A 12,692-nucleotide genomic window follows, 5' to 3' on the forward strand; every position below is an offset into this window, starting at 1 on the left:
CCGGCAAGGCGCAAGTGCAGGCGGGGAGGAGCCAATGCGGAAGCTGCAGTCGCAAGGCGTTCATCACATTACGCTGGTCGGTGCCGGGCGCCAGACCTCGATCGACTTCTGGGAGGGCGTGCTCGGCATGCCTTTCATCTTCGAGCAGCCCAATCTCGACAAGGCGAGCGAAAGCCATCTCTATTTCGATCCGGGCGACGGGCGGCTGATCACCGTCTTAACCGACGAGACTCGGGTCCCCGTCAAGCGGCGGACACCGACCGATATCGGCTGCGTCCACCACATCGCGTTCTCGGTATCGCGGGTCACCTTCCTGCAGGCGGTCGCGCGGCTCGACGAGCGCGGCATCAAGCACAGCGGCGTCAAGGATCGCGGTTTCATGGACTCGATCTATTTCGAGGATCCGCTGGGGCTGTTGGTCGAGCTTGCTTCCTACCGCTTCGAACCGCCGGCCGGCTTCACCCATGCCGACGTGCTGATGGAGGCGCACAAGATCCGCGTGGCGCGCGGCGACTACAACATCGCCGAACTGCATCTGGCCGACGCCATCCAGGCGCTGGTCGAGCGGTCACGCGAAACCCTGTCGGAAAGCAGGGCGGCTAAAAATCCTTATTAACCGGGTCAGAGGGAGGACCGACATGGCAAAAGCTGCAGCGAAGAGTGCAAAGAAACCCGCGGCCAAGGCGGTGCCGAAAGCGGCGGCTAGGCCGGCCGCCAAAGCTTCGGCCAAGGCGGCGTCAAAGCCGGCGGCAAAAGCGGCGCCCAAAGCGAAGCCGGCCAAGAAGCCCGGTGTGAAACTCAGCGTGCTGAGGCCGAGCGTCAACAACATGACGGTGCGGGTGTTCGCGCGCGCGGCCGGGCTCGATCCGACGGAGACCGATGCCTGGGGCCAAACGCGTTCGCCCGAATTCCTGGCGCGCAATCCGGCGCATCTGACGCCGATGATCGAGGATAAGGGCCTGCCGCGCGGCGTGCTGTGGGAAAGCTGCGCCATCATGCAGTATCTCGCCAACAAGCACGGGCTGGATAAGTTCTATCCGAGGGCGCCGGCCAAGCGGGCGATGATCGACAGCGCCATGTTCTATCTGGTCGGCACACTTTATCCGTATGTCGCGCGCGCGACGTATCCGGCCCTCGGCTTCCCGCAATATGCTGGCGAGGTCGGCCACGGCGACGCCCATCCCGACAAGAAATCGGAAGCGCAGAAGGCGGCGATGGCTGCGATCGCGGAGCCGCTCGAGGTGTTTCATTCCTTCTTCCGCGACGGCAAACCTTTCATCGGCGGCAACAACCCGTCGATCGCCGATATAAGGCTGGCGGCAACGCTCGAATTCCTGGCGGTCATCGACTACGTGCTGCCCAAATGGGCGAACGAGTATATGGCGGCGCTGGAGAAGAAGCTCGGCAAGGCTTATGCCGAACCCGCCGGCGACGTGCGCGGCTACATCGCACATGTGAAATCGCAGGCCAGGGCGTAGCAGTGCCTCGCGGGGTTAAGGTTTCGTTTATCTAAGGCCTGTCTACTGGTCGCAGTCCTCGCCGCGACCACGGATGTACTGGCGCCATGACGAGGCAAGGGAAAGGTCGGCTCCGTGCCGGCCTTTTGCTTTTTTTCGCGGCCATCGCGCCGCAATCACGACAGTATGATTGCGGCGCCGACGGGCGGGTTGAAAGCCTATTGTCATCTCCGTCATGGGTCGTACGATGCCGCCAGGCGGTTGAGCGATGGCAACGAGGAATCCGCGATGAACATGGCAAGATCCTTGATGATGGCGGGCGCGCTGTCGATCGCGCCGTTTCCATCGGCCGCCGCGTCGCTCAGCAGCATGAACGAGGTCGGCGCCGCGTTGCTCGCCTGCTGGACACCGCCGGCCAATTCCGACAATTCCTCCGTCACGCTCAGCTTCAGCTTCAAGCGCGACGGCACGCTGATCGGGCCGCCGAGGACGACCGCCATCCATGTCAGCGGCGACGACAAGACGCGCAAGGCCTATGTCGATGCGGCGACCAAGGCCCTGAACGATTGCCTGCCGCTCAGCTTTTCGCCGTCGCTGGCGCAAGGCGTTGCCGGAAACGTCTTCACGCTGCAGTTCAACTCGCCGAAGACCTAAAAGCGCGTCGCTGAAGCGGATTCAGGCGACGCGCTTTAGCCACTCGCACTTTCCTGGAAGTCCTCTAAGGCGCCGAGCCCGGCCGTGCCGCGCTCAAATCAACCGCGTGCGCGTCTGACCTGGGCGTGTTTTTCCAATTCCGGCATCTCGAAGACGTAATCGTTCCAGGCGGAGTCCGGGATCTGCCCGGCCAGGTAGCAATCCAGCAGAAGGCTTTGTTCGGGGGTAAGGGGTCTCGGCGCCTGCTCATGATCCAGCCCAAGAGAATGGATCAGGTTCCTGGTCAAGCCAGAGACGGTGAAGTGAATGGACATCTTCAGTCTCCTCTGCACTGCGCGGCTCACATCAACGCCAACAACGTTTATCGCCGGTCAAAGGTTTCATCAGCAGTCCGTGATCGCGCAGCGGCCCGGCTTTGGCCGACCTGAAAATGGTTTTTCGGCTACTGTCTCAATCTTGAAATGAAAGCGTAATATTCGCTTCACAAGCTTTAGCGTAACACTTGGATCGTATAGGTGAGTTCCAGGCTAACCTTTATGTATATGAGTTATCTCTTAATTATCTGGTATCAATTAAATCTTCGAACAGGGGTGGCGCCCGATGGCGAGGTTGCGGCTTCTTAAGATATCATTGCTGGTGGTCATGGCGATCTTGGCGATGACGCAGGTTTCTTATGCCGATTCTTGCTCGGCGCTGAGAAGCCAGATGCTGTCCGGTGGCCGCGACGCGACTAGCCCCGAGCTTGGGCAACTGCGGCGCCAGCTCGCCGCGATCCAGGGGCTGGAGAGGCAGCGCCGCTGCAGCGCCAGCGGCGCCGTCGGGGGCTTCTTCAATGCCTGCGCGGATCTTGCCCGGAATCGGATTGAAGTGCAGCGCCGGATCGCCAGTATCGGCAATTCCGGCCGCGACTCCTCCGGGTTGCGGGCGAGATACGTGGCGCTTGGCTGTCAGGGGGCTTCCAAGCGGCAGCAGGCGCCGCGGCAGCAGGCGTCCAACACGGAGGCTTTCACCCCGGCATATGGCGGGAATGCGATGCTGTTTTGCGTTCGCCTCTCGGACGGCTATTTCTTCCCTGCGCCGAATTCGCAATTCGCGCGAGGCGGGGACCTCAAGGATACGGTCGATCAATGCCGCTACATCTGCGACGATGCGGGTGTCGATCTCTATACGCTGAGCGATCCGAGCCTCGAGACCGACCAGATGGTCGCGGTCGAGACGCGCAAGCCCTATACCGAACTCCCAACCGCCTTCCGCTATCGCGATGCCGCCGAGTTCAAGGCCTGCGACCTCAAGCGCTACTCCCAGCGGGTGGCCGAGCTCAGGGCGCGCACGGTGAGGCCGCGCAACATGGAAAACGCCATCATTCCCTTGCCGACATCAAGGCCGGACATGGGCACGGTCTCGGAGATTCCATCGAGCGGTGCTCAGGGCGCGGGAGCGGATGCGACCAGCTCGATCGCGCAGCCCGAGGCGCTCGTCCCGGCAGATGCAAAGCCGGTGCGCGTGGTCGGGCCGGCCTTCTTCCCCGCGAATTGATCGGGCCATCGCCCCCTGCCTTGCGGCAGGGCCGCCTGGCTGTTTTGACCAGGCAACATTATTCGCAGACGACCCGGTAGCGCTTGCCGTTTTCGCCGACATTCCTGCAGGCGAGGGGTCTCTGCTCGCCGGAAGACTCGTCCGGCATATCCTGGCTCAGGGATGGCGTCATCGAAGCGCGCCTGGGGTAGCGCCGGACGGCCGGGTCCGGCGGCGGGCCTGGCGGCAGAGGAAAGACGTCCGACGCGATCTGCCGCGACCCGGTCGCTCCCGGCGGCGCCTCGTCCCAGACACGCCTGACATCCATCCGGCTGGGAACGATCACCGTGCCGTCGTCGCTGCGCACGCAGCCGCCCGCTGCAAGCAGCGCCGGGCACAGGACGAAAGCCGCGATTCGACCAAACATTAGCAACACCTCAGGCACCTTATAATGCGTCGTTGCCTCGATCGCCAACGGGCGGATTACCGCAGCCGGCGCCACAACCGGAATCTGGCTCAACGGGACCGGCGACAGGCGGTTGCAATCATTATGGTTAGCGGATCGTTAATGCTTGTCGGGCACATTCCGCCGACGGACCGGCACGGTTCGGTCCTGGGGGTAGGAATGGCGGATACGGACGGGACGGTCGAGGCGGACAGCGCGCGGAATTTCAACAAGGCGGATATGCGCGACAACGGGGCCTTTCTCGGTGGCGTCCACGATATGGCCGGGACTTCGGAGGCGCTTGCCAATCTGAGCCTGATGGTCGATTCGATGCCGATCGGCGTCATCGTTCTCGATGCCGAATTGCGGGCCGAGGTGGTCAACCGGGCATTCTACGATTTCTGGAAGATCGATCCGCGGCGCGCTCCGGCCGGCAGTCGCTTTCGCGACCTCATGGAAGCCAGCCGTGACGCCGATCCGTTCGGCGGCGAGGAACAGGCCTGGCAAAGCCATGTGGCCGAACGGGAGGCTGAAATCCGCGCCGGAGCCGCGGGATCCAGGCAGTTGCCGCGCAAGGACGGCCGCACACTGATCGCCTCGCTGGCGCCGCTTCCCGGAGGCAAGCGGCTGATCTCCTATGTCGACATCACCGACATGAAACAGCGCGAGACAGAAGCGGAGGACGCACGCAGGAACCTCGCCACCGTGCTGGAGTCGCTGCCGGCGGGCGTCATCATCTACGATCGCGACGATCGCTTCGTCTTCGCCAACCGCAAGCTGCAGGATACGCTGCCGGCACTGAAGCCGGCCTGGCAGCCGGGCCGCACATTCCGCGAGGCGTTGTCTCTCGGCCATTCGGTCGGCTACTTCCGCTCGAGCGGCGACGCCGAAATCGACGGTCTGTATGGCGTCGACACCGAACGCTGGCTTGACGCCATGCTCACGCGCTACCGTTTGCCGAGCTCCGCCTACGAACGCCTCAACGCCGACGGGCGCTGGTACCAGGTCTATGACATGCGCACCGACGACGGGACGTTCATCGGCGTGCGCGTCGATATCACCGACATCAAGACGCGCGAGAAGGCGTTGCGCGACTCCATGCGCCAGATCGACCTCTACCGGCACGTGATGGACGAGCTGCCCGTGGCCGCCTTCATCAAGGCCGACGATCTCAGCATCGAATTCGTCAACAAGGCCTGGTGCGCGCTGACCGGCTTCGCCAAGGACGAGGTGCTCGGCAAGACGGATCGCGAGCTTTTCGCATCGGAAGAGGCGGACGGTTTCAGCAATGACGACACCGACGTCGTGGCGACCGGCTCGGGGCGCGAGATCGAGGAGGCCGTCACCCACCGCGACGGCACGGTCCGGCAGCTGATGACGCGCAAGAGCCGGCTGGTGGCGATCGACGGCTCCGTGCATCTGGTCGGCTCCAGCACCGACATCACCGACGTCAAGGCGCGCGAGCAGGCGCTCCGGCAGAGCATGAGCGAGAACGAGGTGTTCCGCAGCCTCATCGACAACGTGCCGGTGTCGATCTACGCCAAGCGCTCGGACCTCAGGCAGTTCTACGTCAACAAGGGCTGGTGCGATCTCACCGGCTTCAGCAAGGAAGAAGCCGTCGGCAAGACCGATGTCGAGATTTTCGGCGCGGACGGCGAAGCCTTCGTCGCCAGCGACCTGGCCGTGCTGCGCACCGGCGAGACGCAGGAGATCGAAGAGACGGTGACGATGCCGGACGGCAGCGTCAGGCACCAGTTCGCCCGCAAGGGCGCGATGATCGCCTCTGACGGCTCGCTCTATCTGATCGGCTCCACCACCGACATCACCGAGCTCAAGCAGCGCCAGGCCGAGCTCAGCGAGGCGCGCCGGCGCGCCGTGCTCGCCGACCGGGCCAAGTCGGAATTCCTCGCCAATATGAGCCACGAGATCCGCACGCCGATGAATGGGGTTCTTGGAATGGCAGAGCTGCTGGCAAAGTCGGACCTCGATCCGAAGCAGAAGACGTTCACCGACATCATCGTCAAATCCGGCAACGCGCTGCTCACCATCATCAACGACATCCTCGACTTCTCCAAGATCGATGCCGGCCAGATGGTGCTCGACCCGGCGCCCTTCAATCTCGCCGAGGCGATAGAGGACGTGGCGACGCTGGTGTCGACGCGCGCCAAGGAGAAGGACCTCGAGCTCATCGTCCGTGTCCAGCCGGGGCTCGACGGCCAGTTCGTCGGCGATGTCGGCCGGATCAGGCAGATCGTCACCAACCTGCTCGGCAACGCCGTGAAGTTCACCGACGAGGGCCATGTCCTGGTCGACGTGACGGGCGACCGGGTCCCCGCGGGCACGAAGCTCACCATTTCCGTGACGGATACCGGCATCGGCATTCCGGAAGACAAGCTGAAGCTGGTGTTCGAGAAATTCAGCCAGGTCGACACCTCCTCGACAAGACGGCATGAGGGCACCGGGCTTGGCCTTGCCATCACCTCGCGGCTGGTCGAGATGATGGGCGGCGAGATCGGCGTCGACAGCGCCGAAGGCAAGGGCTCCACCTTCTGGTTCACCGTCACGCTGCCCAGGGCCGAGCAGGGCGGGCAGCGCATCATGCCGGTCGATGTCACCGGCGCGCGCGTGCTCATCGTCGACGACAACGCCGTCAACCGCTCGATCCTGAGCGAGCAGATGGCGTCGTGGACGTTCGATTCCTGCGCGGCCGAAAGCGGCGCCGAGGGGTTGAAGGTGCTGATTGCCGCCGCCGCCTATGGCGTGCCGGTCGATTGCGTGGTGCTCGACTATCAGATGCCCGGCATGACCGGCGCCGAGATGGCGCGCATCGTGCGCAACACGGCGGGCCTGGCGCATACGCCCATCATCATGCTGACCTCGGTCGACCAGTCGCTTGCCGGCACGGCCTATCGCGACCTCGGCATCGATGCGCAGCTGATCAAGCCGGCGCGCTCCTCCATCCTCCTGGAAACGCTGGTCGCGACCATCCAGCGCCACCGCCACAGCAGCATGGCCGTGCAGCCGCAACCCGCTATTGGCACCAGCAGCCCCCCGCAAGCCGCTCCGGCGCAGACGGCGGCATCGGACCGCGCCATGCTGCAACCGCCGCCGGCGCGGACGCGTCCACGCCCTGCCGATGCGGAGCGCGGGCTCGACATCCTCGTCGCCGAGGACAATGAGGTGAACCAGATGGTGTTCACCCAGATCCTCGGCGAGACCGGTTACCGCTTCGAGATCGTCGGCAATGGCCGCAAGGCGCTCGACGCCTTCGGCAGGCTCAATCCGCGTATGATCCTGATGGACGTGTCGATGCCGGAAATGAACGGGCTGGAGGCGACGGGCGCCATCCGCAGGCTCGAGGAGGACATGGGCACGCATGTGCCGATCGTCGGCGTCACCGCGCATGCGCTGAAGGGCGACCGCGAACGCTGCCTGGAGGCCGGCATGGACGATTACCTGCCGAAGCCGATCAGTCCGCGTGCGCTGCTCGAAAAGCTCGAGCGATGGCTGGGCTCGGACGTCGAGACCCGGCGCAACGCAGGTTAGAGCAATATCGGGAAAAGCGTGAAACGCTCAGGCTCCGGCGCCTTCACGTAGCCGTCCGTCCCGGAACTGCGCGAAATCAAGAGGCAAGGCGGATTTTAGCCGGCTGGCGGGCGCAAGGCGTTGACGCATGCGTATGGTGCGATCGCACCATACCAAAGCAAACGCCAAGCTCGGACAATCATGACATTGATTCCGCTCTCCGGTTACGGGCGGGAGCAGCGACCGCCAACAAGAAACAGCGTCGACTCTACCCCAACGGACCTGTTTTCGGCGATGGCCAGGCCATGATCCGCTCTGGCATTCAGGCAACGCACTCTCGTCCGGATTTTATTTCCCGGCGGCCGTCATCCGGCCGCCGGGATAAATTTTGTTTCAAAAGTCAGACAAGTTACTGATTCCCGCGGCAAACTCCGGCCGGCCCTTCGAGGCCGCCGCGGACCCTGCCGAGCATCCCCGTTCAGGCGTTACCGGGCTGACACGAAACTGTCATGCGACTGTAATAATCGAAGGCTATTGCGCTCACCGGGCGCCGATAGAACGGGTGCCGAAAGACCATCTTCCGAACAGGAGCAGGCCACATGAGACATTTCATCCGCTCGGCGGCCGTTGCGATTGCAATGGCTGCGGCATCAACCCTTAGCATCTCCGCCGCAATGGCAGCCGATATCTCCGGCGCCGGCGCCACTTTCCCCTATCCGATCTATGCGAAGTGGGCCGACGCCTACAAGAAGGAGACCGGCATCGGTCTCAACTACCAGTCGATCGGCTCCGGCGGCGGCATCAAGCAGATCAAGGCCAAGACCGTGACCTTCGGCGCCTCCGACGCGCCGCTGAAGGGCGAGGATCTGGACTCCACCGGGCTCGCGCAGTTCCCGATGGTGATGGGCGGCATCGTTCCGGTCGTCAATCTCGAAGGCATCAAGCCGGGCGAACTGGTGCTCGACGGTCCGACACTGGCCGACATCTTCGCCGGCAAGATCACCAACTGGAACGACGAAGCGATCAAGAAGCTCAACCCCGACGCCAAGCTGCCCGACCAGGCGATCGCCGTCGTCCACCGTTCGGACGGCTCAGGCACCACGTTCAACTTCAGCTACTACCTGGCTGACGTCAGCGCCGACTGGAAGTCGAAGGTCGGCGTCAACACCGCGCTCGAATGGCCGGTGGGCATCGGCGCCAAGGGCAATGAAGGCGTCGCCAACAACGTCTCGCAGACCGGCGGCGCGATCGGTTACGTCGAATACGCCTATGCCAAGCAGAACAAGCTGACCTACACCGACCTGGTCAACAAGGACGGCAAGAAGGTCGAGCCGACCGCCGCCGCGTTCTCGGCCGCCGCGGCCAATGCCGACTGGAGCTCGCAGCCGGGCTACGGCGTCATCCTGGCCAACCAGGCCGGTGCTGAATCCTGGCCGATGACGTCGGCCACCTGGATCCTCGTCTACAAGAAGCCCGACGACACTGCGGCCACGACCGAAGCGCTCAAGTTCTTCGCCTGGTCCTATGCCAAGGGCGACGAGCTGGCCGCGGGCCTGGACTACGTTCCGATGCCCGACGCGGTCGTGAAGAGCGTCGAGGAAATGTGGGGCAAGGACATCGTCGACGCGAGCGGCAAGCCGCTCTACTCCGGCATGTAATTCCTAGCGAATAAGGAGGGCGTCTCCGGCGCCCTCCTGTCTCTTTCGAAATGCGAGGGGCTAAATGACAGCCGTTTCCGACGCCGCGACATCGTCCGCCCTGCGGACCAGGGAAGCGACAGTGCGCCGCTTCGCCTTCACCGACATGGCATTCCGGACGGCCACGCGCCTTTCCGCCATCCTCGTGCTGGTTCTGCTCGGCGGGGTCGCGATTTCGCTGGTCGCCGGCTCGTGGGAGGCGCTGTCGAAGTTCGGCTTCTCCTTCCTGACGACCGAATCCTGGAACCCGGTCACCGAGAATTTCGGCGCCCTGGCGCCCATCTACGGCACCATCGTCACCTCGGCCATCGCCATTCTCATCGCTGTGCCGATCGGCATCGGCATCGCCATCTTCCTGACCGAGCTCTGCCCGCGTCCGCTCAGGCGCCCGATCGCCATCGCGGTCGAGCTGCTCGCAGGCATTCCCTCGATCATCTACGGCATCTGGGGCCTGTTCGTGTTCGCGCCGTTCCTGCAGACGACGATCCAGCCCTTCGTCATCTGGCTCTTCAAAGGCATCCCCGGCCTCAACAGCCTGTTTGCCGGCCCGCCTTACGGCATCGGCCTGCTGACCTCGTCGCTGATCCTTGCCATCATGGTGCTGCCCTTCATCACCTCGATCACCAAGGACGTGTTCGACACGGTGCCGGCGGTGCTGAAGGAATCGGCATACGGCATCGGCTGCACGACCTGGGAAGTGACCCGGCGCGTGACCATCCCCTATACCCGCGTCGGCATCATGGGCGGCGTCATGCTCGGCCTCGGCCGCGCGCTCGGCGAGACGATGGCGGTTACCTTCGTCATCGGCAACGCGCACCGCATCAGCGCCTCGCTGTTTGCGCCGGGCACGACGATCTCGGCGACCATCGCCAACGAATTCACCGAAGCCGACGGCAATCTCTATACATCCTCGCTTGTATCGCTCGGCCTGATCCTGTTCATCATCACCTTCATCATCCTCGCGCTTGCACGCTACATGCTGTTGCGCATCGATAGCCGCACGGGGGCCTGACCGATGTCGACTGCCGCATCGCTTCACCAAAGCCGCAAACGCAAGAATGCCGTGATGATGGCGCTGTGCGTCGTCGCGGCCGGCATCGGCCTCGCCTGGCTGGCGCTGATCCTCGGCGCCTTGCTCTACAAGGGGCTCTCCGGGGTGAATCTGGCGGTGTTCACTGAAATGACGCCGCCGCCCGGCGACGCCGGCGGCCTGCTCAACGCCATCTACGGCAGCATCGTCATGACGATCATCGGCATCGTCGTCGGCACGCCGATCGGCGTGCTGGCCGGCACCTACATGGCCGAATATGGCCGCTTCTCGAAGCTCACGACGGTGGTGCGCTTCATCAACGACATCCTGTTGTCGGCGCCATCGATCATCATCGGCCTGTTCGTCTATGAGCTGATGGTGCGGCCGATGGGGCACTTCTCGGCGATTGCCGGCGCCGTCGCGCTGTCGATCCTGGTGATCCCCGTCGTGGTGCGCACCACCGAGGACATGCTGAACCTTGTGCCCAACGCGCTACGCGAAGCAGGCGCCGCCATCGGCGCGCCGCGCTGGGTGGTGATCCGCTCCGTCGCCTACCGCGCGGCAATGTCGGGCATCGTCACCGGCATATTGCTGGCGATCGCCCGCATCTCCGGCGAGACGGCGCCGCTTCTCTTCACCGCGCTCAACAACCAGTTCTGGTCGAGCAATCTCAATGCGCCGATGGCCAGCCTGCCGGTGACCATCTTCCAGTTCGCTCTCAGCCCTTACGAGGAATGGCAGCAACTGGCCTGGACGGGCGCACTCATAATCACCCTGACGGTTCTCGGGCTGAGCATCATCGCCCGCAGCCTAACCGGACGCAGAGAGGACAGATGAAACCGATGTTGTCCACCGACCTGAACGCAGCCGACACGACCGTCGAGAAGGCCAAGATCGAGGTCAAGAACCTCAATTTCTACTATGGCCAGTCGAAGGCGCTGAAGGACATCAACCTGTCCCTGCCCGAGCGCAGCGTCACAGCCTTCATCGGCCCGTCGGGCTGCGGGAAGTCGACGCTGCTGCGCGTGCTCAACCGCATCTACGAGCTCTATCCGAAGCAGAGCGCCGAGGGCCAGGTGCTGCTCGACGGCAAGAACATCCTCGACCGCTCGCAGGACCTCAACCTGCTGCGCACCAAGATCGGCATGGTGTTCCAGAAGCCGACGCCGTTCCCGATGTCGATCTACGAGAACATCGCCTTCGGCGTCAGGCTCTATGAGAAGATCAGCAAGGCCGAGATGGATAGCCGCGTCGAGCAGGCGCTGAAGCGCGCCGCGCTGTGGACCGAGGTCAAGGACAAGCTCAACGCCAGCGGCCTCAGCCTCTCGGGCGGCCAGCAGCAGCGCCTGTGCATCGCCCGCACCGTGGCGGTGAAGCCCGAGGTCATCCTGCTCGACGAGCCGGCCTCGGCGCTCGATCCGCTGTCGACGGCAAAGATCGAGGAACTGATCGACGAATTGCAGGCCGACTACACGATCGTCATCGTCACCCACAACATGCAGCAGGCGGCGCGCGTGTCGCGGCAGACGGCGTTCATGTATCTGGGCGAGCTGGTGGAGTTCGACCGGACCGAGAAGATCTTCACCTCGCCCCGCGAGAAGCGCACGCAGGACTACATTACCGGCCGCTTCGGCTGAGTTCATACGAGGACATCATCATGGCCGAACATACCGTCGCCTCCTTCGACGAGGATCTGAGGCAGATCAGCCGGCTCATCAACGACATGGGCGATCTCGCCAGCTCCATGGTCGGCGGTGCGACCAGGGCGCTGCTCGAGACCGACAATGCGCTGGCGCAGCGCGTCGTCTCCGACGACGCCATCATGGACGCTCGTCAGCGCGAGCTCGACGACCGCGCCATCACGCTGATCGCCAAGCGGCAGCCGATGGCGGACGACCTGCGCAACGTGGTCGGCTCGATCCGCATGGCGGGCGACCTCGAACGCATCGGCGATCTCGCCAAGAACATCGCCAAGCGTGTCGGCTCGGTCGGCGTCAGCGCCGCGCCGCGCGACCTCACGCATTCGATCGATTCGATGGCGCAGCTGGTGCTGATCCAGGTCCAGGCCGTGATCCAGGAATATATGGTGGGCGATGCCACGGCGCTGGCCAAGCTTCGCAACGACGACGAGCGCATCGACGTCAAATACACGTCCGTCTTCCGCGAGCTGTTGACCTACATGATGGAAGACCCGCGCAACATCACCGCTTGCACGCATCTTCTGTTCTGCGCCAAGAACCTCGAGCGCATCGGCGACCATGTGACCAACATCGCCGAGAACGCCTATTATGTGCTGACCGGCACGCAATTGCCCGCCAATCGTCCGAAGCAGGACGAGACCGCAATGTCGGCGCCGGCGGCCTGACGAA

General features: G+C 63.8%; 12 protein-coding genes. 10 read left to right on the plus strand and 2 right to left on the minus strand.

Annotated features, from left to right (window positions below; all coding sequences use genetic code 11):
* The first annotated feature begins 34 nt into the window (after positions 1–34).
* The 3 genes from FJ430_RS07075 to FJ430_RS07085 all read left to right on the plus strand — a co-directional run bounded on the left by FJ430_RS07075 (position 35) and on the right by FJ430_RS07085 (position 2,111).
* Positions 35–616 carry a VOC family protein gene (locus FJ430_RS07075; protein ID WP_140704723.1) on the plus strand — a complete coding sequence of 194 codons (582 nt, stop codon included), beginning with the start codon at positions 35–37 and terminating at the stop codon, positions 614–616.
* Between the two features lie 22 nt (positions 617–638).
* Positions 639–1,478, plus strand: coding sequence for a glutathione S-transferase family protein (locus FJ430_RS07080; protein WP_140704725.1), 840 nt, complete (start codon positions 639–641; stop codon positions 1,476–1,478).
* A gap of 267 nt (positions 1,479–1,745) precedes the next feature.
* A complete protein-coding gene (locus FJ430_RS07085; RefSeq protein ID WP_140647903.1) occupies positions 1,746–2,111 on the plus strand; it encodes a hypothetical protein in 366 nt (121 codons plus the stop codon).
* Between the two features lie 98 nt (positions 2,112–2,209).
* Here the strand turns inward: FJ430_RS07085 and FJ430_RS07090 are convergent, their stop codons facing one another.
* Positions 2,210–2,425: a hypothetical protein gene (locus tag FJ430_RS07090; RefSeq protein ID WP_140647904.1), complete on the minus strand. Its 216-nt coding sequence runs from the start codon at positions 2,423–2,425 to the stop codon at positions 2,210–2,212.
* Between the two features lie 343 nt (positions 2,426–2,768).
* Here FJ430_RS07090 and FJ430_RS07095 point away from each other — a divergent pair, with 343 nt between their 5' ends.
* On the plus strand, positions 2,769–3,647 hold the full coding sequence (locus FJ430_RS07095; protein ID WP_226892097.1) for a DUF2865 domain-containing protein: 879 nt from the start codon (positions 2,769–2,771) through the stop codon (positions 3,645–3,647).
* Positions 3,648–3,705: 58 nt separating this feature from the next.
* Here the strand turns inward: FJ430_RS07095 and FJ430_RS07100 are convergent, their stop codons facing one another.
* A complete protein-coding gene (locus FJ430_RS07100; protein WP_226892098.1) occupies positions 3,706–4,053 on the minus strand; it encodes a hypothetical protein in 348 nt (115 codons plus the stop codon).
* A gap of 198 nt (positions 4,054–4,251) precedes the next feature.
* On the opposite strand from FJ430_RS07100, the gene FJ430_RS07105 reads away from it, so the two are divergent.
* The 6 genes from FJ430_RS07105 to phoU all read left to right on the plus strand — a co-directional run bounded on the left by FJ430_RS07105 (position 4,252) and on the right by phoU (position 12,688).
* Positions 4,252–7,617, plus strand: a complete 3,366-nt coding sequence (locus FJ430_RS07105) for a response regulator (protein WP_226892099.1) — start codon at positions 4,252–4,254, stop codon at positions 7,615–7,617.
* 578 nt (positions 7,618–8,195) lie between these two features.
* A complete protein-coding gene (gene pstS / locus FJ430_RS07110; protein ID WP_140659482.1) occupies positions 8,196–9,254 on the plus strand; it encodes a phosphate ABC transporter substrate-binding protein PstS in 1,059 nt (352 codons plus the stop codon).
* A 64-nt stretch (positions 9,255–9,318) separates the two neighbouring features.
* A complete protein-coding gene (gene pstC, locus FJ430_RS07115) occupies positions 9,319–10,305 on the plus strand; it encodes a phosphate ABC transporter permease subunit PstC (RefSeq protein WP_140647907.1) in 987 nt (328 codons plus the stop codon).
* Positions 10,306–10,308: 3 nt separating this feature from the next.
* Entirely contained in the window at positions 10,309–11,160 is an 852-nt protein-coding gene (pstA, locus tag FJ430_RS07120) for a phosphate ABC transporter permease PstA (RefSeq protein ID WP_140647908.1), read from the plus strand.
* Positions 11,157–11,960, plus strand: coding sequence for a phosphate ABC transporter ATP-binding protein PstB (gene pstB, locus FJ430_RS07125; protein ID WP_140647909.1), 804 nt, complete (start codon positions 11,157–11,159; stop codon positions 11,958–11,960). Before pstA ends, pstB begins: the two co-directional genes overlap by 4 nt.
* 20 nt (positions 11,961–11,980) lie before the next feature.
* Complete coding sequence (phoU, locus tag FJ430_RS07130) at positions 11,981–12,688, plus strand: phosphate signaling complex protein PhoU (RefSeq protein ID WP_140647910.1); 708 nt, start codon at positions 11,981–11,983, stop codon at positions 12,686–12,688.
* Positions 12,689–12,692: the final 4 nt, after the last annotated feature.

The organism is Mesorhizobium sp. B2-8-5, from assembly GCF_006440675.2.
Classification (GTDB): Bacteria; Pseudomonadota; Alphaproteobacteria; order Rhizobiales; family Rhizobiaceae; genus Mesorhizobium.